Below are 22,954 nucleotides of genomic sequence, written 5' to 3'. Positions count from 1 at the left end.
TAGTCTGATAAAACTCCATGTCTAGCGATACTGTGTTACCCAAAGATGCTCAGCCTTCGGCTGAGCTGTTAAACGAAGTCGTGCAACTACGCACGATGATTGATCAACACAATTACCGCTATTATGTACAAGACGATCCGTCTGTTCCTGATGCTGAGTATGATCGTCTTTTTCAACGACTCAAGCAGATTGAGCAAGAATATCCTGAACTAACTACCCCTGATTCTCCGACGCAGCGTGTCGGCAGCAAGCCGATCAGTAGCTTTGATGAAGTGAAGCACGAGAGGGCGATGCTCTCGTTGGATAATGCTTTTTCTGAGGAAGACTTGCGGGATTTTGATCGCCGTGTTCGCGAGCGTTTATCCAACGAAATATTGCCAATATCTTATGCCTGCGAGCCTAAATTAGACGGCATAGCCGTTAGTCTATTGTATGAAAAGGGAATATTGGTGCGTGGTGCAACAAGGGGTGATGGTGCTACCGGTGAGAATATTACGCATAATGTCCGCACGATTGCTTCGATTCCTCTACGTCTTTTAGGCGAAGGTATACCTGAACGACTCGAGGTAAGGGGTGAAATTTATATGCCCAAAGCTGGATTTCAAGCATTAAATGAACGCGCCAATGCCAAAGGTGAAAAAGCCTTCGTTAATCCACGTAATGCGGCTGCAGGAAGCCTGCGCCAGTTAGACGCTCGCATTACGGCAACACGCCCACTGGAGATGTGCTGTTATGGAGTGGGCGTTTTTTCGGGTGGAGTTATGCCGGATGCCCATGTAGATAGTATGCAGCAGTTGCATCGCTGGGGCTTTAAAATCAGCCATTATCTCGAATTGGTTGAAGGTGCTGACGGTTGTCTGGATTACTATCAACGGATGGCAGAACTGCGCAATAGTCTGCCTTATGAAATCGACGGTTTAGTTTTTAAGGTGAATGACTATTCACTTCAACAGCGTCTTGGATTTGTATCTCGTTATCCCCGCTGGGCGATTGCACACAAGTTTCCTGCACAGGAAGAGATTACTCAGGTCGAGAATATTGAATTTCAGGTGGGCCGTACGGGAGCCATCACACCGGTCGCGCGCTTAAAACCGGTTTTCGTCGGAGGGGTTACAGTAAGCAATGCCACCTTACATAACATGGACGAAATAACGCGTTTAGATTTAAAGATCAAAGATTGGGTGGTTATCCGTCGGGCTGGCGAAGTGATTCCCAAGGTAGTGAGTGTGGTTGTTGAGCGGCGCCCTGATGATGTAGTTGATGTCGTTTTTCCTGAGCACTGCCCGGTATGTCATGCTGATGTGGAGAGAGTCGAAGGAGAAGCAATAGCGCGTTGTAGTGGAGGGTTAAGTTGCTCTGCACAGAGAAAAGAAGCGCTACGTCATTATGCTTCACGTAAGGCGATGGACATTGAGGGCTTAGGTACGAAGCTTATCGACACCCTGGTAGATAAGGATCTGCTGAATTCCATCGCTGATATTTATCAGTTGAAACGCCAGGATATCGCTGGTCTGGAGCGGATGGGTGAAAAGTCAGCAGACAATCTGCTGGCGGCTATCGATAAGTCAAAATCAACCAGTTTGGCGCACTTTATCTACTCTTTGGGAATTCGTGAGGTTGGCGAAGCGACGGCGCGTAATCTGGCGAAGGCTTTTGGGGATCTTGATGGTTTGATTGAAGCCAATGAAGAGCAGTTATTAGCGGTATCCGATGTTGGAGAGATTGTAGCGCATCATATCCGTACTTTTTTTCAGCAGCCGCACAATCTTGAAGTGATCAGCGCATTAAGAGCCGCGGGCGTTCATTGGCCAGTGATAGAGGTTGCAGAACCAGAAGCGCAACCGCTGTTGAATAAAGTCTATGTGCTCACCGGCACGTTGGAGCGTATGGGGCGTGATGAAGCTAAAGAAAAACTGCAGCAGTTGGGCGCTAAAGTGTCCGGTAGTGTCTCGAAAAAAACAGATTGTGTCATTGCAGGACCAGGTGCAGGCAGTAAGCTGGCAAAGGCGGAGTCTTTAGGCGTGGCCGTTTTAGATGAAGCAGGCTTTATTGAATTGTTGTCATCGTTCGGTGTGCCGGTCGTATGATTATTCCAGCAGAGGCGATTTCAGCAGAGGCGCTTGAAGGCTTGATCGAGGAATTTGTTACCCGCGACGGCACGGATTACGGCTTTGAGGAAACATCGCTGGTTCAGCGGGTAGCGCAGATAAAGCGTAAGCTGAAAAGTAAAGAGATCGTCATTCTTTTCAATGAAGCAACCGAAGATGTCAATCTGGTACAGTATGAAAAGCTGTATGAAAAATGACGTTAAAAATTATCTGAAAAATTAACGGATCAGACAACCAGCGAACGCTGGTCAGGCGTGGTGGGACATAAGTGTAGTGACTCTTAAGTATGTCAGTATAGATATCAGGCCCAGCTTTCTATATGTGAACCGCTTATTAACAGTCTCAAAAGATCAGACCGGCAGACAATTCCAAGCAGTTGATTGTTGCTATCAAAGATGGGCATCGCATTGATCTCGTACTCAATAAAGCTCGATGAAATCACTGATATATCGGTGTCAGCTGAAGCAGCGATCAACTGTTTAGTGTAATAGTTGGCGATGCTGACAGGCGACTCTTTACCGTGTTCAATGATATCTATGTGCGAGATAATGCCGACAGGTTCTCCACTGTTTCCCGTGACCATCAAGTGGCTGACGCGTAATTCCTGCATCCTCAGCCATGCGGTATTGAAGGTTACTTCGCGTGCAATAGTATGAACCGGGTGGCTCATGACGTGAGCGGCTGTAAGCTTCGTCGCTCTTGGTTTTAGCTTTTCAGGATTTATTGCGCTGTAAGTATTGTCGGCGTTATAGCTGTTATAAGAGTCGGGTGAATTTTCTTTAGGTGGCTGCTTAGTTTCATTCTTCAGTATGTTGGTGAAGGTCTCGCCATCGGCGTGTACGCGTTTCTCTAGTCCAGCACTGTCATGTATCGCTTTAGTCGGGGATGTTTGTTCAACCCCCCGGGCTGGGAATAACGACTTCACCGGTGTTTCAATCCGGTTGCCGTGATCGATTACGATTAACGACATATGCAGTCCTCCATATGTGCTATATCCCCTATAATCGGGGTAGTTAAATAGATGCTCTATGTAGATGGCATAATTATATTATCCTGTTATGACATCTCAATCGGCTAATTTGAGTGAGTCTTAAGTACGGCCGTTGCTTGCTTATCCTTTTCTGCGGATCAGTGATTTGATAATAAAGCGCGCAGGATGTAATGCATAACTAATATCCTGAGGCAGTGGGCTAGGCTCGCCGCAAATTAATGAAGCCAGATGTTCGGCCGCCAGCGGTGCGGTGATCAGCCCTTTTGAGCCGTGGCCTACATTGACATACAGTCCTGTGTGCAGCGGCGCCGGCTGGTTGTCGAATTTCCAGTTTTTATCCTTTCTGAGTTTTGCGTAGCGCTGAATATATTCATCGAAAACAGGTGCAGGTCCGGCAATAGGCAGGTAATCAGGTGTTGAGCAGCGATATCCCACTTTGCCTTGCCACTCATCAATGGGCGGGAGCGTCCTGGCAAAATCAGGAATGGCGTTAGACAACATGGTTAAATTGCTTTTATGGTCAGCCTCTCTTAATTCAGGCGACTGGTCATGCAGATCAAACGTTGCTCCGAAGCTATAGCAGCCATTCATTGATGGGGAGATATAGCCTGCTCCACAAACGACCGTTTTGAGTTGAGGCGTGGCGCTTCCAGAAGAAGCTTTCATCGAAGAAGCTTTAATAGAAGAGACCTGGCCGCGAATAGGTTTGATGGGCAGGTGGTTCAGATAATCGAAGTTTTTTGCATGCCAGGCCGATGCGACGACGACAATATCGGCATTATGCTGTTGCTTGTTTTGATCGGTCACACACCACTGCTTATCTGTCGTTTGGGTTAGCGAAGTTATGCTGGTGGATAATGTTAGTTTGATTTTTTCATGTTTGATCAGTGCTTCGCAAAAACCTTTAGGGTAGACCCAGCCAGCGCGCGGAAAGTGTAGCGCCTGATGATCAATCTTGGTGCCGGCAATCTTTGTCGCTTCTTCAGCAGAAACCAGTGATACGACCTCGCGGCTGTAATAGCCTCCGGAGCTGATCGCCTGTTGCCGATCAGCTTCTTTAACAGAGGTGGCTAACTGCAATACACCGCATTGTGAGGCAATTTGGTTGTCCAGGCAGCCATAGATTTTGAGCAAGCGTAAAGTGTACTCCAGGCCGCAAAGGTGCATCTCACCCCCCAATGTTGGTAATGTGGGGAGCTTGGCATACAGGGCACCCTGGCGGTTGCCTGAGGCTTCCGTACAAATGCTATCCTGCTGGTCAATGAGTTGCACTTTAATGCCTCTGCGAGCCAAAGCTTCAGCGGTAGCGCAGCCAGCCAATCCTGCGCCTATGACGATCGCGGTTTTTGGCTTTTCTATTTCAGGACGTTTTAATTCAGGGAGGGCGAACCAGGGCGTGTGCGAAGCTGTTGCTGTGGGCGTAGCTGCCTGGAACTGACCGGTTAGCATATCGCGTTTTTTACCAAATCCTGGCCGCTTTTTAATAGTAAAGCCCTGTTCTATCAGTCCTTTTCGGACAAAACTGGCCGCGGCATAGGTGGCTAATGTGGTGTTTGGTTTACTTAAACGCGCCATTTGCTGAAAAAGTGGAGTACTCCACATATCTGGATTTTTCGCGGGGGAAAACCCGTCTAAATACCAGGCGTCAACGGGTGTGTTTATGCGCGCCAGGCTCTCTGTCGTATCCCCCATGCAAAGGGTCAAATAAAAGCGCCCCTGATCGAAAATAAAGCGATGCATGCCTTTAATAGCGGGAGGATATTGTGAAAGTAATTGATTGGCAAAGTGGCCTAATTGCGGCTGTGTGGATAAGACGCTGTGTAGGTCGTTATAAGTGACGGGGTAAAGCTCAGTTGAAATAAAATGCAATCCATAATGCGCAGTAGAGGATAACTCGTTGAGTAAAGTGAGCGTGCAGAGCAGGTTTGTACCTGTGCCAAATCCGCTTTCAGCGATAGTCAGACGGGTCGCAGGATGCAGCGCAACGCGTTGGGTAATCTGGTTGCCATCAATAAAAACATAGCGGCTTTCAGCTATAGCATCAACGCGGCTACTGTAAAAATCACCGAATGACTCAGAAAGAGGAACACCTTCAGTCCAAATGAGCTGGGCATTGTACGGTTGCATGAAATTAACCCGCAAAAATAAAAGCTTATTGTAAGGCAAGGAGCGCTCTGGATCGAATATATGAATGCCTCGTCTCATAGTAGACGTACATACACTGTGCTAATATTCAGGCAGATTTACATTTATTTTTTAGCGCTTTTATCTCAGGGAGAGAGTTTTCGTCTATGTTTATATTCTTCTCTTTAGTAAAAGTTAATGAATTATTTGAATAAATTTTTTGCTCCTTTTATGGGCTTTTAATCGGTAGGCACGTTAATGAACTTTTCTCTTCAAGACACTCGTATCGCAATTCTTGGTTTAGGTTATGTCGGGCTTCCTCTTGCCGCTGAGTTTGGTAAGCATTTTTCAACAGTAGGCTTTGATATCAATAAAGCCAGACTAGAAGAGTTAAAGGGCGGTGTTGATAGTACGCTTGAAGTGAGTAGTGATGAACTGGCAGAAGCCACCCTGTTGACTTACAGTGCTGAAATTGCCGCACTAGAAGAATGTAATGTTTTTATTGTAACGGTTCCAACCCCTATCAATGAGCACAAACAGCCCGATCTTACGCCCTTGCTTAAAGCCAGTGCTGTGATCGGCAAGGCGCTGAAGCCGGGTGATATTGTCATCTATGAATCGACCGTGTATCCAGGTGCAACAGAAGAGGAGTGCGTTCCTGTTTTAGAACGCGAGTCCGGCCTTAAATTTAATGTTGATTTTTATTGTGGTTATAGCCCTGAACGTATCAATCCGGGCGATAAAGAGCATCGCGTTACCAGCATACTGAAAGTGACTTCGGGCTCAACCCCCGAAGTTGCAGATTTCGTCGATAGCCTTTACCGTTCAATTATCACCGCAGGCACCTATAAAGCGAGCTCTATCAAAGTAGCTGAAGCCGCTAAGGTTATTGAAAACACTCAGCGTGATGTCAATATTGGTCTGATTAACGAACTGGCGGTAATTTTTAATAAGCTGGGTATCGATACAGAAGAAGTACTCAAAGCAGCCGGCACAAAATGGAACTTCCTGCCTTTTCGTCCGGGCTTAGTGGGTGGTCATTGCATAGGCGTTGATCCTTACTACCTGACTCATAAAGCCCAGTCTGTTGGCTATCATCCGGAGATTATTCTGGCAGGACGTCGCCTCAATGATGGAATGGGTGCGTATGTGGTTAGTCAGTTGGTAAAATCTATGCTGAAAAAACGCATTCAGGTAGATGGCGCGCGGGTACTGGTGTTGGGATTAACCTTCAAAGAAGATTGTCCCGATCTGCGTAACACCAAAGTGGTCGATATCATAAATGAGCTTTCGGACTATGGTATACGTGTTGATTGTTATGATCCCTGGATTAATGCCGCCGATGCTGAACATGAATATGGCATTACACCGGTCACTGCACCGGAGCAGGCGGCTTATGATGCGGTCATTATTGCGGTTGCACATAAGCAGTTTAAAGAGATGGGGGCCGAGGGCATTCGCTCATTTGGTAAGGCGGAACATGTACTCTATGATCTTAAATACATTTTGCCCGCAGAAGCTACTGACCTTCGCCTTTAAGGAAAAAATATGACTCGTTACGAACAGATCAAAGCAGAGCTTCTGGCCAGCCCGAAAACCTGGCTGGTAACAGGTGTGGCAGGTTTTATCGGATCTAACCTATTAGAAACGCTATTGGGACTGAATCAACGTGTTGTGGGCTTGGATAACTTTGCGACAGGCTTTCAGCATAATTTAGATGAAGTACAGTCACAGGTGACAGCAGGGCAGTGGGCTGAGTTTAGATTTATTCAGGGTGATATTCGCCAACTCCAAGACTGCCATAACGCCTGTACCGGTGTTGATTATGTATTGCATCAGGCGGCACTTGGCTCAGTGCCTCGTTCTATTAACGATCCTATCGCTACCAATGAAACAAATATCAGCGGCTTTTTAAATATGCTGGTAGCGGCACGCGATGCTGAGGTGACAAGCTTTACCTATGCCGCTAGTAGTTCCACCTATGGTGACCATCCGGCACTTCCTAAAGTAGAAGAGAATATTGGTAACCCGTTATCGCCGTACGCCGTTACGAAGTATGTAAACGAGCTTTATGCCGATGTGTTTGCGCGCACCTATGGTTTTAATTCCATAGGGCTGCGTTATTTCAATATTTTTGGCAAGCGGCAAGACCCGGATGGCGCCTATGCTGCGGTGATACCTAAATGGACCGCTGCCATGATTAAAAATGAAGAAGTCTTCATTAATGGTGATGGTGAAACCAGCCGCGACTTCTGTTTTATAGAAAATGCCGTACAGGCTAATTTGCTAGCTGCTACCTCTGATGATGCAGCAAAAAGCGAAGTTTATAACGTTGCTGTCAGTGGTCGAACCGATCTGAATCAGCTGTTTAACGCCATTAAGTTGAGCCTTGGCAATAATCAAGTGCGTTATGACAAACCGCCTGTATACCGTGATTTTCGTGCCGGTGACGTGCGTCATTCTCAGGCCGACATCAGTAAAGCTCAACGATTGTTAGGTTATGCTCCAGCGTTCGATATCGAAGCAGGGATAACCAAAGCGATGCCTTGGTATGTAGGTTCTGTTAGTTAGTACGACTGCGTATTTGTTGATTAACATATCGATGGGCTCTTGCTTAATTCGGAAGTCCTCATGTTGTTTAATACTTCAGTAATAAAGAGACTTATGTTTCATGAGGAAAAATAGAGCCCATTCTTATGTGTCAGGTAAATTGCTTCCTTTTTCTTTTATGTCAAGAAAGAGTAAGCGATATATATTGATGCTATGTGACTTTGTCGCGCTTATCATTGCGCTGTGGGCGGGCTATGCTATTCGTCTTTCTGAATGGTGGCCATCTGCATATCTTAAAGAAACCGCATGGTTTTTCGTTGTTGTTCCTGTTTTGGGAGTAGTACTTTTTTATATGTTTGGGCTCTATAGGACGGTAATTCGTTATATGGACTTGAGTGCGTTCTGGGGCGGAGTGTATGGGGTTCTGATATCAGCCGCATTTTTATTTTTTGTAGATATTTGGTTGCAGTACCCTTTGTTTCCGAGCTCAGTCCCTATTGCGTTTGCTCTGGCTGCTTTGGTTTTTGTCGGCGGAAATCGTTTCTTGATTGCAAATCTATATAGATGGTTACAGCAGCACTATGTAGATAAAGACAGTGTTATTATTTATGGTGCAGGAGCGGCCGGTGTTCAATTAGCAACGTCATTGTTTGATTGCCGCGAATATTTTCCATTAGCTTTTGTTGATGATGATAAATCGCTTCAGGGAAGTAGGGTGGCGGGTATCAAGGTATTTCCTGCCGACAGTATTGCGAAAATTATCGAATTGGGTGATGTGACAGATATTTTATTAGCCATCCCGTCTGCCAGTCATGCACTCAAGAAGAAAATCTTAGATAGATTAGAGGCTTTTCCTGTTCACGTTAAAACATTGCCGAGTGTCGATGAAATCGTAGCTGGAAAAGTAGATCTCAACCAACTAAGAGAAGTTGAACTTGAGGATTTGCTCGGTCGCGATTCGGTCCCTCCCATAAAAGAGTTGGTAGATATCAGTGTTAAAGGAAAAGTGATTATGATCACTGGGGCGGGCGGCTCTATAGGATCGGAGCTTTGTCGGCAGGTGCTGTATGCAAAGCCGAAATCGATTGTGTTATATGAGTTAAGTGAATTTGCAGTTTATAAAATCGAGAAATCACTAGAGCAATTAATGATACAGCTGCAAATTCAAATTCCTGTCTATGCACTTTTAGGTAATGTTGGTGATAAATCCAGAGTTGCTGAAGCAATTCAGCGGTTTGGTGTACAGACGATTTATCATGCTGCAGCATACAAGCATGTTCCCATCGTCGAGCAAAATGTCTTAGAGGGCATTAATAATAATGTGTTTGGTACTTTAACCGTCGCATTGCTCGCCAGGAAACATAATGTTGAACGTTTTGTTTTGGTTTCTACGGATAAAGCTGTGCGGCCAACGAATGTTATGGGAGCTACAAAACGGCTGGCTGAGTTGGTGTTGCAAGACTTGGCTGTAGAGTCCATAAATACAGCTTTTTCAATGGTACGATTTGGAAATGTTTTAGGTTCTTCCGGATCAGTTGTTCCATTATTTCGGCGTCAAATCAGCGAAGGAGGCCCCTTAACGGTTACCCATCCAGATATCACGCGTTTTTTCATGACTATTCCTGAAGCTGCTTCTTTGGTGATACAAGCCGGTTCAATGGGGCAGGGCGGAGATGTATTTGTATTGGATATGGGCACGCCCGTTAAAATAAGTGATCTGGCAGAACGGATGATTCGCTTAAGCGGTCTGGAGGTTAAAGATGAAAACCATCCTGAAGGCGACATAGAAATACACTATACAGGCCTTCGGCCAGGCGAAAAGTTATATGAAGAGTTGTTAATTGGGGAAGATGTTGTAGCTACTTCTCATCCCAAGATCATGCGGGCACATGAAGAGATGTTAACTGCTACGCAGCTGCGATTTGTATTAGAGCGTTTGAAAAATGCTATTGAGACAGGTGATAGTCGAGAGGGGAGGGATGCTTTACAAGAAAGTATTAAAGGGTTCTTACCTTCTTCATGTTTAGTTGATCTGTTGTCTGAAGAGGCTGTATTGCACTGATTAGGTCACAGATATTTTATGCTTAAGGCTATTATTTTTTCTTCATTGCTTCTGAATATAGGGCTATTAATTGGCCGTTTTTCGGGTTTCCTGAGGGAGTCTTTGTTGGCCGGAAGCTTTGGCATCAGCGCTCAAGCTGATGTTGCCGTTATGATGCTTTCGGTGCCTGATTTACTGATTAATATACTCGTTGGTGGGGGGGTGGCTGCTGCCTTGATCCCTGAATTTGATGGAGATAAAAAGAGATCTCTGCGATTGTGGTGGCAAGCGTTATTGTTCTTTACTCTGTTATTTGCATTGTTGACATGCGGATTGGTTTTTTCAGTTGCCCCATTAATTAAATTGTTAGCCCCAGGGTTTGATGAAAGCCAAATCCTGTTAAGTCTGGTCCCAATGCAATATGTATTATGGCTGGTGCCGATGACCGTCGCCACTGGTGTTATATCGGCTTACTTACAAGCTTACAATCGCTTTGGTGTGGCGGCATTGGGAACACTAACAATTAATATAGTTATTATTATGGGGTTAGTGTTTATATCCTTCTATGATGGATCATTGATCACCCTTGCTGTGTTTGTCTTATTAGGTGGTTTATTACGTTTGGCTATTCAGTATGTTGCCGCACAAGGTATCGCTGGAAAGCCAGTAATGTCGGTGTCGCCCTGGATAATTAACCAGCCATTGATTGTTCGTTTTTTTCAGGTAGCCGGCACTGGCTGTGTTTTGCTTTGTTTTCCTGTCATTATTCGCGCGTTTGCTTCATATGATGGAGAAGGGAGTGTTGCCCAAATTAGTTACGCTATAAAGTTAGTGGAATTGCCTTTAGCTGTTACTGTTACTTTCTTGGCAACGGTTTTATTTCCTCGATTGAGTCATTCCTATAAAGAAGACTTCTTGCTGTTTCAGCAGTTAGTTGTTTGGGGTATTCGCGCTACACTCTTTTTATCGTTAATGTCGGTTGCTGCCTTGGTGCCCGTATCAGCTGTTTTGACATCATTAGTATATGGCTATGGAAATATGACAGATAGTGATATTTTTCAGGTCTCTTCATTGTTAACTATTGGTTTGCTTTATATTCCTTTTATGGGGATGGCAACGTTCGCAACAGTAGTGCTGAATGCTCAAAAAGATACAAAAACCCCTTTATTTATTAGTCTGGCTGCATTGGGAGGGCTTCTATTATTAACTTTTAATGCTGACAGCGGTTTGTTGGCTTTAATGAAAATACTTGTCATCGCTTATGCTATTGCTGGCATCGGAAGCTTCGTCGCCTTATTAATTAAATTTCCGATCATTAGGCGTGATGTGTTTGATCCCGGTTATTTATTCATAATTTTATTGTTGCCTCTTAGCTTGTATTGGCTGCTTAAAATCTCGCTCATTGAGCCTTTTGGGTTCACAAGTCTGCTGATAGCTTTTGTTCTTGCAGGACTGGGCTGCTTTTTGGGCTTGTTAGTTGTGCCAGTTTTTAGAGATAAATTAATGAGAAAGTTAAGGAACCTATGATTAAGTTTATTTTAATAACAAATGACCTTGATTTGGCGGTTTTTGCTGAAGCGTGCGGAGTCAAACGTATTTTTGTTGATCTGGAGCGGTTAGGAAAAAAAGAACGGCAAGGGCACCTTGATACCTTAATTAGTCAGCATTCAATTGATGACGCCAAAAAAATCAAGAAAAAGTTGAAAACTGCCAAACTAATTGTGCGCCTGAATCCTCTTAATATTGAAAGCCAGGCAGAAGTCGACGCGGCAATAGAGGCAGGTGCTGACTATTTAATGCTTCCTATGTTTCGTGAAGCAGAAGAAGTGAAGAGTTTTTTATCATTGGTGCATGGGCGCGCAGGGGTAATTCCTTTGGTGGAAACAAAGGGGGCTGCAGACTCGTTATCAGATATTGTAACTTTACCCGGTGTTAGTGAAATCTATATAGGCCTTAACGACCTTCATTTAGATATGGGTCTTAGTTTTATGTTTGAGCCATTAGCTAATGGTTTATTAGATTCTATGGCAAGCACTATTAAGGCTGCGGGAAAATCATTTGGATTTGGTGGTATAGCACGGTTTGGAGAGGGGTTAATACCAGGAGAAATGGTATTGGCTGAACATGTGCGTTTAGGCTCGGAATCAGTGATTTTATCTCGTACATTTCATCGTAAGAGTGAAGGTATGAGTACTTTCAAAGAAAATCTCGATTTAAAAAAGGAGTTGCTTAAATTAAGGGAAGAGGAAGTCCGGTTAACCAAAGCGCCAGTTTCTGAATACCAGAAAATTCACAAAGAATTACAGGATGGGGTTCAACAGATCGTGGCCGGGAAAGGAAATAAATGAAACGTACATTTGATGTTGTGGTGGCATTTATCGTCTTATTACTTTGCTTACCTTTAATGCTGGTGGTTGCATTGTTTATTAAGCTGGAGTCTAAGGGGCCTGCTCTGTTTAAACAGCAGCGAATAGGTAAAGACGGACGGCTATTCTCTATTTATAAGTTTCGAAGCATGGTGGTAGGTGCTGAGAAGGTTGGTCCTCATTTTACAAGTGATTATGACCCGCGAATAACAAAGGGTGGCCGCTTTGTCAGAAAAACGAGTCTTGATGAGTTGCCTCAATTATTGAATGTGTTGAAAGGCGATATGAGCCTGGTAGGCCCTCGTCCCAACGTGCCTGAGCAGCGTAGCGAATATACAGAAGAAGAATGGGCGGAACGAAATAAGGTACGTCCAGGGATTACCGGCTTGGCGCAAGCAGTTAAGCGTTCGCAAGCTACGCCTGTAGAGCGGACACAGCTGGATCTGGAGTATGTAAGAAAGTCATCATTTTTGTTTGACGTATATGTCATCTTGTTAACGGTCAAACAAATAGTACTTAAAGGCGGTAACTGATTTATGTGTGGGATTTTTGGGTATTTTGATGCCAATAAACATCAGTTGCCGGAGTCATTGTTTTTAAAAATGGGTGAGGTTATTACTCACCGGGGCCCTGATGGACGGGGCACATACCACGATAAATTTGGTGTCGGGTTAGGTAATCAGCGATTAGCTATACTGGACTTAGAGCATGGAGATCAGCCATTTGTTTCTGATGATGGCCAGATAGTCGTAGTGCAAAACGGTGAGATTTTCAATCATCTTGAGTTAGCTGAAGAGCTGGCTTCTTGTGGCTACCCCTGTAGAACACACTGCGACACTGAAGTGATTCTAAGGCTTTATGAGAAAGAAGGAATAGATTGTGTTAGCAAACTGAATGGCATGTTTGCTATTGCTATCTATGATAAACGTGAAGATGCACTCTATCTAATACGTGATCGTGTTGGTGAAAAGCCGCTGTATATTTATCAAAATGATGGGCGCACCCTGTTTGGTTCCGAAATTAAAGCCATATTGCAAGCAGAGCCGATCAAAGCTATTAATCCGAAAGCACTCAATCAATTTTTAGCCTTTAATTATGTCCCGCCCCCTCTGACAATGTTTGAGGGCGTAGAACATGTTCTACCGGGACATTGGTTAAAAATTTCACGAACGGGTAAAGAGCTAAATTGTTGGTGGGATTTAGCTTGCATAGAAACAGAGGATAAAAGTGAAGAGGAATGGATCGATAAATTTAATACGGTGTTGGATGATGCGGTAAGAATACGTTTACGTGCAGATGTACCTTTTGGTGCTTTTCTGTCAGGCGGTGTTGATTCCAGCTCAGTTGTAGGCCTGATGAGTCGGCATCTGGCGAGCCCGGTAAAGACGTTTTGTATAGGCTTTGACGATCCTAAATTTGATGAGTCACCTTACGCACAGAGTGCCGCAGATCGCTTTGCTACAGAGCACTCGATGCAAAAAGTAGCGCCGAACATGATAGATCTTTGGCCTATGGCTACCTACCACTGTGATCAGCCTCACGGCGATGTTTCTTTTCTGCCAACTTACAAAGTAGCGTGTCTTGCTGCTGAGCATGTGAAAATGGTGTTAACGGGAGATGGAGCTGATGAACTATTTGCCGGTTATGACAAGTACAGAAATTTCTTTAATGTAAACAATCATGATATGAGCGAAGCTGCTTTTAGAGATTCGTATAATGATAATATTTCACTGTTTACTGAAGAACAGCGCCAGACTCTGTTTTCGCCTGAGTTCCGTCAACAGCTAGCTAGTTTATCCGTTAATGATGTGACCGATCCTCTTTATGAGAAATCCGGAAAAATGGATCGTATTAATCAAGCGCTGTATATCGATACGATGTTATTACTACCAGGCAATAACTTAGTTAAGCCTGATCGTATGGGAATGGCTGTATCGCTTGAAAACAGGGCTCCTTTCCTCGATTACCGCATGATAGAACTGGCTTTTTCTATGCCTGGTGGTTTGAAACTGCATGATGGCGTGACTAAATATATTTATAAAAAAGCAGTTTCTGCTTTGATCGGTGAAGAGTTGGCTTATCGAAAAAAACAAATGTTCACGGTTCCTGTTGGTGAATGGTTTAAAACGGAACTTGCGGATATGTGCCAGGATCTGTTGTTGTCGGAAAAGACTAAATCACGAGGTTTATTCGATTATAACTATGTACAACAGTTATATGATAACCACTGTGCTGGAATTGAAAATAATACCAGGGAACTCCGGGCTTTGATGGCCGTTGAAATTTGGTTCAGAAAGTTCATGAGTGGAAGTTAATATGGAAGTAATAAAGAAAATCTTGGTATATTTTACTGGGTGTTTCTTTTGTCTTTTGATTAGTTTTTTATCAATGTTTCAATATTTTATAATACTATGCATAAAACGCTAGTGGATTGAATATTTTGATTTGGATTATCTATGTTAAATACAATAATGTTCCATCATTTCCATGGTGCGGGTTTTGGGAAAAGCCAAGGATCTATTAGCGCTGAAACTTTAAATAATATTATATTAAATATTGGTGTGGAAAATTTTGTAACACCAGAATATATTTTATCTACAGCAGGAGTTTTAGATGCTGAAGATAAATGGTTGTTAACCTTTGATGATGGTTTGTTATGCCAGTTTAGCGTGGCTTTGCCTGTACTAGAAAAATATGGTTTAAAGGCTTTTTGGTTTATCCATAGTATGCCTCTCGAAGAGGGACGGGATTACGTTGAATCTTATCGTGATTTTAGAACTAAATATTACCAATCAATAGAGGGTTTTCATTCAGATTTTTTTTCATATATATCCATTGATGGATCTGAAGATATGAAAAAAGCATGTGCTATGAAATGTGAAAAAGCACTTGAGTATTTATCTGAATATACATTCTATACAAATGGTGATCGTGTTTACAGGTATATCAGGGATGTTATATGCGACAGAGAGGCCTTCTATAATGTGATGGATGGGTTTATTGAAAGTAAAGGGGTGCTATTAAGAGAGCCAGAGGCTCGGCTTTTTATGTCAGAAATCGAAATAAAGAAACTTTCAGCTACTGGACACGAAATTGGACTTCATTCTCATACTCACTATACAAAAATGTCGAGTTGTGATGATGATTTTCAAAATCACGAATATATTTATAATTATAATAGGCTGGATCAGATTATTTCCAAACCAATCCAAAGTGTCTCTTATCCATGTGGTTCATATAACGTATATACTCTTGAGTTAATGGAGCAGCTTGGCATTAAGGTCGGCTTTAGAAGTAATAATATACAAGGGGAAAAAAAATTAAGTCTTGAAATGCCTAGAATCGATCATATAAATTACATCACGATGATGGAAGAAAAATGAAGATAACTCTGTTTACAAGTAATCATCCTCGTCATTTGTCGTTGATTGAAGATCTTTCTGATATTTGCGAAGAGCTTTTTGTTATTCAGGAAGTGACAACTTTATATCCCGGTGTTTTCTCTGATATTTATTCTGCTTCTGAGCTACATCAGGCGTATTTTAATAAAATGCATCAGTCGGAAGAAAAGTATTTTGGGCGGGCTAGGTTTTTATTGAAAGATAATGTGCGTTTTTTTTCTGCAAAAAGTGGCGATATTTCACATGTCGAATTTGAGCAGTTGGAACCTGCGTTTCAGTCTGACTATTATGTTGTCTTTGGTGCTAGCTTTATAAAAAATAGATTGATAGATTTCTTGATTGAAAATAATGCTGTTAATATTCATATGGGGGTTTCACCTTATTTTAGAGGTGCCGCTTGTAATTTTTGGGCACTATATAAAAGAAGGCCTGATATGATAGGAGCTACTATACATTTACTTTCAAGAGGGCTCGATTCTGGAAATATGCTGTTTCATGCATTACCAGTACATGCTCGATATCAGCCTTTTGATATTGGAATGGCAGCTGTACGCTCTGCTCATAAAGGATTGTGCCATCATATTAAAAATCAGACGCTGTTTGAACTTTCGCCAAAGCCACAGGATAAAGACAAAGAAATTCTCTACACTAAAAAAGTTGAATTCGATGAACTTGTCATTAAGAAATTTCTAGATGATATGCCTACTTCCGATGAGGTTTTAAGTGGCCTTGGTGAACAGAATGAAGATGATTTTTTGAGGCCTTTTTATGGTTGATAAAAATAAAATTATTTTTGTTAGTTATGGTGGGGGGCATATAAAGTCCTTGTTGCCAGTGATTAAAAGATTTATTGCCGATTCTAACTATTCTGTTACTGTGTTGGGGCTTACTACTGCTGTAATAGATTTAAAGGACGAAGGGATTGATTACATTGGCTTTGCCGACTTCTCTGAGTTTGATACTGAATATTATGCAAAAAAAATACTCTTTGATATATCTACTACGAGTGATGTAGTACCCATAAGAGAAACGATTGCATATCATGGTTTATCATTTAAAGAACTAATAGAAGAAAAGGGTGAAACAGAAGCTCTCAGGTTATATTCAGAGATTGGTAGGCAGGCCTTTCTTCCTATCAAAACTTTAAAAAAGATATTTGAGGCCGTTCTTCCTGATTTAGTTGTCTCCACTATATCGCCTAGGGCGGAGCGGGCTGCTTTGCTTGCCGCGAAAGAGTTAAATATAACAAGCTTATGTCTTATCGATTTATTTAATACAGTTTCCATAAAAAGGGCAGCGGAACGAGGTTACGGCACTAAAGTGGCCGTAATATCTCAGTCCGTTAAATCACAGCTCATGGAGTTGGGAAGGGATGATTCAGAAGTAGTTGTAACAGGAAATCCTGCGTTTGATTACTTAGTAAAAATAAGGCGACATAAGAACTCCGGGAGAACGAAAACTATTCTTTGGGCCTCTCAGGTCGAACCCGCATTGAACCCATTTACTTATGAAGTAGGTGATTCTTCTCTTCCGTCAAAGGTTGAGGATGCATTACTGCGCTTTGTAGAAATGAATAATGAGTGGAGGCTTGTAATAAGGCCACACCCAAACGAACCTAATCAGAAAAAGTTTACCCACCCTAGAGTTATTTATCGCCCTTACCCTGAGCCTTTGGCAGAAATTCTTCAATCTATGGATGTTGTGGTCACTTTAACATCCACCGTAGGGCTTGAAGCAAGATTGTTAGGGATTCCAGTTGTTACTGTGGATATGTCAGTTTTTTCTGAATATACACCCTTTGAAAGAAATAATCTGTCAGTAGGAGTTCGAAGTTTGAATGAACTAGGCAATGCAATCGTTAGTTCTCAATATTTACTTAATGGGAAACCAGATGGTTATCCAGAGCTAGGTTGTTTTACTGATAACGTCGTATCACTAATTGAACAATTGGTATTAAATCGGAATGGAAATGGGTCCTGAAAATAAAGTACTTGCAATTATTCCTGCTAGAGGCGGATCTAAAGGTGTTCCAGGAAAGAATATCAAAGAGTTATCTGGTATACCTTTGATTGTGTGGACAATAAAAGCAGCATTAAACTCGAAATATATTAACAGAGTTATCGTATCAACCGACTGTGAAAATATTGCAAAAATAGCCTCTGAAAGTGGAGCTGATATTCCATTTTTACGTCCTGCTCATTTGGCGACAGATCGCTCAAAAAGTGTTGATGTTATTGATCATGCTTTAATAGACCTTGATCAGGATTATGAATTTTTTGTCGTTTTGCAGCCAACGTCCCCATTTAGAGATAGTGTTGATATCGATAATGCTTTAGATCTTGCTTTAAAAACTAGTGAAGGCAGTGTCGTTAGCGTATGTGAAAGTAATAAAAGCCCTTATTGGATGTACAATGTAGACGATAACGGCAATATGAACAGCATTATTACTAGTAATGAATTTCCTTCAAGAAGGCAGGATTCACCTGTGGTTTACCAATTAAATGGTGCAATTTACATTGCTAAAGTGAAGAATTTTATAACTGATAAAACTTTAGTTAATATACATACTAAAGCCTATAAGATGTGTGAAGTGAGATCATTAGATATTGATACAGAAGTTGACTTTTTGGTTGCGGAATATCATGTAAAAAAGTCTAAATATCAGCCCGGTTGAAGTGAGAGCAAAAATTTGAATCATTGTTTTATAATTGCAGAAGCTGGTGTTAATCATAATGGCTCCGCTGAATTGGCCCTCAAGTTGGTAGATGCGGCGGCTGAGGCTGGCGCTGATGCTGTAAAATTCCAGACATTTAAAGCTGACAAATTAGTCACTAAATATGCGGCGACAGCGGAATATCAGAAAAAACATACGGGAAGCGATGATCAGTACACGATGCTTAAAAGTCTCGAATTGAGCGATGATTTTCATAAGGTACTATTTGAGCATTGTAAAAGAAAAGATATCGAGTTCATATCAACGCCGTTTGATAAAGATGCAGCCGATTTTTTAGTCGGTCTCGGTATGGAGAAATTGAAGGTGCCCTCTGGAGAACTCACAAATATTCCGCTTATTGAACATTTCGCTGCATACAATAAACCTATTATCCTGTCTACTGGTATGGCGGATTTAGGCGAAGTTAGAGAAGCTGTAAATGCAGTTCAGGCCATAAGGGACCAAAAAGGTTTTAAGGAGCCACTGGCGGATAAATTGACAATCCTTCACTGTACATCGAACTATCCGACAAGAAATGAAGATGTAAACCTTAAGGCTATACAGACCATCGCTTGTGAGTTTGCCTTGCCAGTAGGTTATTCAGATCATACCAAAGGCACTTTAATTTCCGTCGCCTCTGTTGCGATGGGAGCAACTGTTGTAGAAAAGCACTTTACTCTCGACAAAAATCTGTCAGGTCCTGATCATCAGTCATCATTAGAGCCTGATGAGCTTGCCTCAATGGTAAAACAAATTCGTCAGGTTAGTACCTGTCTAGGGGATGGAATCAAGGTCCCAAGAGCCAATGAACTCCCTATAAGAGAGTTAGTAAGACGCAGCGTGGTGCTTGCCAGAGATATGAAATTAGGAGATACATTGCAGCCTGATGATCTTGTGCTGCTTCGTCCCGGAACAGGAATACCGCCAAAAGATTTGGCTACGTTATTAGGACGAAAATTAAAGGCCAGTAAGTGTGCGGGAGAGCTTTTGTCTTGGGACGACCTGGCGTTATGAGGCATATCTGTTATGTGTCGGGCACGCGTGCTGATTATGGCCTCATGGAAGAAGTGTTACATGGTATCGAAGCTTCGCCTGAACTATCGTTATCTATTCTCGTAACAGGAATGCATCTTTTATCTGCTTATGGAGATACCTACAAGGAAATCGAAGCGGCAGGATTTGATATTCACGCCAAGGTACCGGTTAATTTATCGGGTGGTGGCGGTGCTGAGATGGCTCATGCGGTTGGAGAGGAAATCATAGGTTTCACTGCAGCCTTAAATGCAAGGCGTCCTGATCTGTTATTGTTGTTAGGTGATCGTGGTGAAATGTTAGCGGCGGCCATTGCTGCGATACACTTAAATATTCCAATAGTGCATCTGCATGGTGGAGAGCGATCTGGAACCGTGGATGAATCCATTCGTCATGCAGTCAGTAAATTATCACATTACCATTTTGTAGCGTCTTCTGATTCGCGTACGCGGTTGATAAAGATGGGTGAGCAAGCAGACACAGTTTTTGTGACAGGTGCTCCTGGTCTGGATGCAATTTATTCAGCTAAGTTGCAGGGAAAAGAAAACCTTGCCAAAAAATATCAATTTGATGCTGAGCGACCCTTCCAGTTGATTTTATTTCATCCTGTTGTACAACAGGCATCGATTGCTGAAGAGCAAATGCAGACCTTGCTGAGGGCAGTATTGGAGACTTGTGAGCAGCCACTGATTATTATGCCGAATGCGGATTCTGGTGCATCAGGAATCGTTTCCGTGATTAATCGCTTTTGTGTGAAAGAGCAGCATTTTAAATCTGTTCTTCATATCCCAAGAAATGACTATTTATCGCTGGTGGCGGGTGCTGATGTACTTATCGGTAATTCTAGTAGTGGTATCATCGAAGCGGCATCGCTACAAACACCTGTTGTAAATGTTGGTGATCGACAAAATGCGAGAGAGCGAAACGCGAATGTAATAGATGTAGCTCCTGCCTTCGAGTTAATTAAAGAGGCTATTTTGGTTGCAAAACAAATGAAAGGTAAGCACTGGGATAACTGCTATGGTGACGGTATTAGCGCAGAAAGGATAGTGCAATATCTTCGATGTATTCCTCTTGATGCTAAAATCATGGAAAAGCTTAATGCATATTAATGTGGCTATTCTAGGTTCTGGTGGGCACGCAAAAGTAGTTATAGATGCCTTGCTAGCTGCAAATCAACAGGCACGCATAAGTGTATATGATGATAATCCTTGCCTTGTCGGGGAATCGTTATTGCAGAAATTTATAGTCAGAGGTGCTCCAACTGATGCATTCACAGAGCAATATTATCATATTGCTGTTGGTCATAATAAAACGAGAGCGTTAGTAGCTGGGCGCTATGCTGGCCGTGACAAGCTCTTTATGTCGATTATACATCCTGATGCATCAGTATCTTCCTTTGCTGTATTGGCCGATGGCGTGCTTGTTGCTGCAAACGCAGTTGTTGCAGCTGGGTCCAGTGTTGCTCAAGGTTCTATTATCAATCACGGTGCTGTTGTTGATCATGAGTGCGAAATAGGAGAGTTCTCACATGTGGCGCCGAATGTAACATTAGGTGGTGCTGTTGTTATAGGCGCCAGAAGTATTGTTGGTGCGGGTGCAGTAGTATTACCCGGCATAAAGCTTGGGTGTGATGTGACTGTTGGTGCGGGAGCTGTTGTGACTCGTGATATAAATGACGGGCAGGTTGTTAGAGGCATACCTGCGAGGTGTTTCCAGTAATGATCAGTGTAACAAATATAGTTATCAGCCGGGATAAATCTATTCGGCAATGCTTAGAGATTCTAGACCAAACAGGCATGTCTATTTTGCTGCTGGTGAATGAAAACGGATCGTTACTAAGAACTATTACTGATGGTGATATGCGTCGTTTGATTCTTTCCGGAGCCACTCTGGATGATGATTTGTCCGGCATGCCTGAGAAAAATCCAATCCGCATTTCGCAGAATATGACAGATGATCAAGTGCTTGAGTTGATGGACCTGCATCAAATAAATCAACTTCCACAAGTGGATGTAAATAATAAACCTATAGGTTTACATTCAAGACATATGCTTCGCCCTCGTATACAGCTCTCTATACCTCATATGGGTGAGCAAGAATTGATATATGTGAAAGAAGCCTTTGATACAAACTGGATTGCTCCGCTGGGGCCTAATGTTGATGCTTTCGAGTCTGAGCTCGCTGAATACGTGGGTAGTAAGCATGCAGCTGCCGTAAGTTCGGGGACAGCAGCCATTCATTTGGCGCTTCGCTTGCTAAACGTAGGCCAGGGAGACTATGTGCTGTGTTCAAGTTTCACATTTGTTGCCAGTGCTAATCCTATACTTTATCAGGGCGCGACTCCGGTTTTCGTCGACTCAGAGCCTGATACCTGGAATATGTCACCGGTTGCTTTAGAGCACGCAATATTAAGCTGTATTGGAAATGGTCATAAACCTAAAGCGATTCTTACCGTACACCTTTATGGGCAAAGTGCTGATATGGGTGAAATTATGAAGATTGCTGAGAAGTACGAGATTCCGGTTATAGAAGATGCGGCAGAATCTCTGGGTGGTCGTTTTCAAGGACAGCATACAGGCACATTCGGCAAGTTTGGCGTTTTTTCATTCAATGGAAATAAAATCATCACTACTTCTGGTGGTGGTATGCTCGTGTCTGATGACGTTGAATTAATTGAGAAAGCCCGCTTTTTATCAACACAGGCACGCGATCCTGCTCCTTATTATGAGCATACAGAAATTGGCTATAATTACCGAATGAGTAATGTACTTGCAGGTATAGGCCGTGGACAGCTAAAAGTATTAGACGACCGTGTACAGGCCCGTAGAGACGTTTTTCAGCGGTATCGAGACGGCTTAAAAGTGTTTGAGTGCCTGGAATGGATGCCAGAACCATCCGGCGATGTCTCAAATCGCTGGCTCACGGCAGTTAGTATTAAGCCAAGGTATAGTGTAAGTGCGCCTGATTTAATTAAGGCGTTAACTAGTGAAAATATTGAGGCCCGTCATCTATGGAAACCTATGCATCGGCAGCCATTATTTTCTGGTTGTCTTTATTTTCCGCATAGTCCTGAATTGAGTCTGAGTGATTATTTATTTGAGACAGGACTGTGTTTGCCTTCAGGGTCTAATATGACTGTTCTTCAACAGCAGCGCGTAATAGATCAATTAGGTGAAGTGCTTAATTCAGGACGTTGGATTAAGTAGAGTTACCTATGGTTTTTTGAAAAGTCTTTTCGTTACGTAAGTGGTGAAAGGGTAATCCCCCCGACAATTAGAACTCAGCATATCTTTGTATTCTCAATACCTGGCGTAAGCTGTCGATTCCTTGCTGTTAGTACCTGCTGCCAAGTTGTTATCAGCATTAAGCAGTTACGTATTTAACAGAGGAATACAGGCAGAGTAGGGCTAACAAAGAGTTGAGATCGAATATGTAAGGGAGTACTGAGATTAATAGTTAGAATGATTAATCTCAGGATTAACGCGGTAAATATGGTGGGCCCACCAGGACTTGAACCTGGGACCGACGGATTATGAGTCCGGCGCTCTAACCAACTGAGCTATAGGCCCTAAAAGAGTCGCCAATAATACAGATTCTGAATCATTGGCGCAATAGATTGATATGC

The 22,954-nt window shown here is 42.7% G+C and carries 19 protein-coding genes and 1 tRNA gene; 17 read left to right on the top strand and 3 right to left on the bottom strand.

Annotated elements, in window-relative coordinates; all coding sequences use genetic code 11:
* The first annotated feature begins 17 nt into the window (after positions 1-17).
* Complete coding sequence (ligA, locus tag ABY436_RS08385) at positions 18-2,087, top strand: NAD-dependent DNA ligase LigA (RefSeq protein WP_372738525.1); 2,070 nt, start codon at positions 18-20, stop codon at positions 2,085-2,087.
* A complete protein-coding gene (locus ABY436_RS08380) occupies positions 2,084-2,305 on the top strand; it encodes a YheU family protein (RefSeq protein ID WP_372738524.1) in 222 nt (73 codons plus the stop codon). Before ligA ends, ABY436_RS08380 begins: the two co-directional genes overlap by 4 nt.
* Positions 2,306-2,409: 104 nt before the next feature.
* Here the strand turns inward: ABY436_RS08380 and ABY436_RS08375 are convergent, their stop codons facing one another.
* On the bottom strand, positions 2,410-3,078 hold the full coding sequence (locus ABY436_RS08375; RefSeq protein ID WP_372738523.1) for an HPP family protein: 669 nt from the start codon (positions 3,076-3,078) through the stop codon (positions 2,410-2,412).
* Positions 3,079-3,219: 141 nt separating this feature from the next.
* Complete coding sequence (gene mnmC, locus ABY436_RS08370; RefSeq protein ID WP_372738522.1) at positions 3,220-5,226, bottom strand: bifunctional tRNA (5-methylaminomethyl-2-thiouridine)(34)-methyltransferase MnmD/FAD-dependent 5-carboxymethylaminomethyl-2-thiouridine(34) oxidoreductase MnmC; 2,007 nt, start codon at positions 5,224-5,226, stop codon at positions 3,220-3,222.
* A 255-nt stretch (positions 5,227-5,481) separates the two neighbouring features.
* Between mnmC and tviB the strand changes: the two genes are divergently transcribed.
* The 15 genes from tviB (at position 5,482) to ABY436_RS08295 (ending at position 22,535) form a co-directional block, all read left to right on the top strand.
* Positions 5,482-6,762, top strand: a complete 1,281-nt coding sequence (gene tviB, locus ABY436_RS08365) for a Vi polysaccharide biosynthesis UDP-N-acetylglucosamine C-6 dehydrogenase TviB (RefSeq protein ID WP_372738521.1) — start codon at positions 5,482-5,484, stop codon at positions 6,760-6,762.
* A gap of 9 nt (positions 6,763-6,771) precedes the next feature.
* Entirely contained in the window at positions 6,772-7,794 is a 1,023-nt protein-coding gene (locus ABY436_RS08360) for an NAD-dependent epimerase/dehydratase family protein (protein WP_372738520.1), read from the top strand.
* Positions 7,795-7,921: 127 nt separating this feature from the next.
* The gene (locus ABY436_RS08355) at positions 7,922-9,835 is read left to right on the top strand and encodes a polysaccharide biosynthesis protein (RefSeq protein ID WP_372738519.1); all 1,914 of its coding nucleotides are present in this window, start codon (positions 7,922-7,924) and stop codon (positions 9,833-9,835) included.
* An 18-nt stretch (positions 9,836-9,853) separates the two neighbouring features.
* The gene (locus ABY436_RS08350) at positions 9,854-11,341 is read left to right on the top strand and encodes a lipid II flippase MurJ (protein ID WP_372738518.1); all 1,488 of its coding nucleotides are present in this window, start codon (positions 9,854-9,856) and stop codon (positions 11,339-11,341) included.
* Positions 11,338-12,162 carry an aldolase/citrate lyase family protein gene (locus tag ABY436_RS08345; protein ID WP_372738517.1) on the top strand — a complete coding sequence of 275 codons (825 nt, stop codon included), beginning with the start codon at positions 11,338-11,340 and terminating at the stop codon, positions 12,160-12,162. The genes ABY436_RS08350 and ABY436_RS08345 overlap by 4 nt, the downstream gene beginning before the upstream one ends.
* Positions 12,159-12,713: a sugar transferase gene (locus tag ABY436_RS08340; protein ID WP_372738516.1), complete on the top strand. Its 555-nt coding sequence runs from the start codon at positions 12,159-12,161 to the stop codon at positions 12,711-12,713. The genes ABY436_RS08345 and ABY436_RS08340 overlap by 4 nt, the downstream gene beginning before the upstream one ends.
* Before the next feature lie 3 nt (positions 12,714-12,716).
* The gene (asnB, locus tag ABY436_RS08335; protein WP_372738515.1) at positions 12,717-14,495 is read left to right on the top strand and encodes an asparagine synthase (glutamine-hydrolyzing); all 1,779 of its coding nucleotides are present in this window, start codon (positions 12,717-12,719) and stop codon (positions 14,493-14,495) included.
* Between the two features lie 141 nt (positions 14,496-14,636).
* Entirely contained in the window at positions 14,637-15,563 is a 927-nt protein-coding gene (locus tag ABY436_RS08330) for a polysaccharide deacetylase family protein (RefSeq protein WP_372738514.1), read from the top strand.
* Positions 15,560-16,357 carry a formyltransferase family protein gene (locus ABY436_RS08325; RefSeq protein WP_372738513.1) on the top strand — a complete coding sequence of 266 codons (798 nt, stop codon included), beginning with the start codon at positions 15,560-15,562 and terminating at the stop codon, positions 16,355-16,357. Before ABY436_RS08330 ends, ABY436_RS08325 begins: the two co-directional genes overlap by 4 nt.
* Positions 16,350-17,561: a hypothetical protein gene (locus tag ABY436_RS08320; protein ID WP_372738512.1), complete on the top strand. Its 1,212-nt coding sequence runs from the start codon at positions 16,350-16,352 to the stop codon at positions 17,559-17,561. The genes ABY436_RS08325 and ABY436_RS08320 overlap by 8 nt, the downstream gene beginning before the upstream one ends.
* Positions 17,551-18,255: a cytidylyltransferase domain-containing protein gene (locus tag ABY436_RS08315; RefSeq protein WP_372738511.1), complete on the top strand. Its 705-nt coding sequence runs from the start codon at positions 17,551-17,553 to the stop codon at positions 18,253-18,255. The genes ABY436_RS08320 and ABY436_RS08315 overlap by 11 nt, the downstream gene beginning before the upstream one ends.
* Positions 18,256-18,270: 15 nt before the next feature.
* A complete protein-coding gene (gene neuB, locus ABY436_RS08310) occupies positions 18,271-19,308 on the top strand; it encodes an N-acetylneuraminate synthase (protein ID WP_372738510.1) in 1,038 nt (345 codons plus the stop codon).
* A complete protein-coding gene (gene neuC, locus ABY436_RS08305) occupies positions 19,305-20,438 on the top strand; it encodes a UDP-N-acetylglucosamine 2-epimerase (protein ID WP_372738509.1) in 1,134 nt (377 codons plus the stop codon). Before neuB ends, neuC begins: the two co-directional genes overlap by 4 nt.
* Positions 20,428-21,048: an acetyltransferase gene (locus ABY436_RS08300; RefSeq protein ID WP_372738508.1), complete on the top strand. Its 621-nt coding sequence runs from the start codon at positions 20,428-20,430 to the stop codon at positions 21,046-21,048. Before neuC ends, ABY436_RS08300 begins: the two co-directional genes overlap by 11 nt.
* Positions 21,048-22,535, top strand: coding sequence for an aminotransferase class I/II-fold pyridoxal phosphate-dependent enzyme (locus ABY436_RS08295; RefSeq protein WP_372738507.1), 1,488 nt, complete (start codon positions 21,048-21,050; stop codon positions 22,533-22,535). Before ABY436_RS08300 ends, ABY436_RS08295 begins: the two co-directional genes overlap by 1 nt.
* A gap of 286 nt (positions 22,536-22,821) precedes the next feature.
* On the opposite strand, the gene ABY436_RS08290 is transcribed toward ABY436_RS08295, so the two are convergent.
* A tRNA-Ile gene (locus tag ABY436_RS08290) sits at positions 22,822-22,898 on the bottom strand.
* Between the last annotated feature and the right edge of the window lie 56 nt (positions 22,899-22,954).

Origin of the sequence: Neptunomonas sp. (assembly GCF_041601355.1) — a bacterium.
Lineage (GTDB): Bacteria > Pseudomonadota > Gammaproteobacteria > Pseudomonadales > Balneatricaceae > Neptunomonas.
This window is presented reverse-complemented; position numbering and strand designations above follow the sequence as displayed.

Bases quoted from the DNA above. Each gene is read 5' to 3' on its own strand.
- ligA (WP_372738525.1), top strand. From the start codon at position 18: ATGTCTAGCGATACTGTGTTACCCAAAGATGCTCAGCCTTCGGCTGAG.
- ABY436_RS08380 (WP_372738524.1), top strand. From the start codon at position 2,084: ATGATTATTCCAGCAGAGGCGATTTCAGCAGAGGCGCTTGAAGGCTTG.
- ABY436_RS08375 (WP_372738523.1), bottom strand. From the start codon at position 3,078: ATGTCGTTAATCGTAATCGATCACGGCAACCGGATTGAAACACCGGTG.
- mnmC (WP_372738522.1), bottom strand. From the start codon at position 5,226: ATGCAACCGTACAATGCCCAGCTCATTTGGACTGAAGGTGTTCCTCTT.
- tviB (WP_372738521.1), top strand. From the start codon at position 5,482: ATGAACTTTTCTCTTCAAGACACTCGTATCGCAATTCTTGGTTTAGGT.
- ABY436_RS08360 (WP_372738520.1), top strand. From the start codon at position 6,772: ATGACTCGTTACGAACAGATCAAAGCAGAGCTTCTGGCCAGCCCGAAA.
- ABY436_RS08350 (WP_372738518.1), top strand. From the start codon at position 9,854: ATGCTTAAGGCTATTATTTTTTCTTCATTGCTTCTGAATATAGGGCTA.
- ABY436_RS08345 (WP_372738517.1), top strand. From the start codon at position 11,338: ATGATTAAGTTTATTTTAATAACAAATGACCTTGATTTGGCGGTTTTT.
- ABY436_RS08340 (WP_372738516.1), top strand. From the start codon at position 12,159: ATGAAACGTACATTTGATGTTGTGGTGGCATTTATCGTCTTATTACTT.
- asnB (WP_372738515.1), top strand. From the start codon at position 12,717: ATGTGTGGGATTTTTGGGTATTTTGATGCCAATAAACATCAGTTGCCG.
- ABY436_RS08330 (WP_372738514.1), top strand. From the start codon at position 14,637: ATGTTAAATACAATAATGTTCCATCATTTCCATGGTGCGGGTTTTGGG.
- ABY436_RS08325 (WP_372738513.1), top strand. From the start codon at position 15,560: ATGAAGATAACTCTGTTTACAAGTAATCATCCTCGTCATTTGTCGTTG.
- ABY436_RS08320 (WP_372738512.1), top strand. From the start codon at position 16,350: ATGGTTGATAAAAATAAAATTATTTTTGTTAGTTATGGTGGGGGGCAT.
- ABY436_RS08315 (WP_372738511.1), top strand. From the start codon at position 17,551: ATGGGTCCTGAAAATAAAGTACTTGCAATTATTCCTGCTAGAGGCGGA.
- neuC (WP_372738509.1), top strand. From the start codon at position 19,305: ATGAGGCATATCTGTTATGTGTCGGGCACGCGTGCTGATTATGGCCTC.
- ABY436_RS08300 (WP_372738508.1), top strand. From the start codon at position 20,428: ATGCATATTAATGTGGCTATTCTAGGTTCTGGTGGGCACGCAAAAGTA.
- ABY436_RS08295 (WP_372738507.1), top strand. From the start codon at position 21,048: ATGATCAGTGTAACAAATATAGTTATCAGCCGGGATAAATCTATTCGG.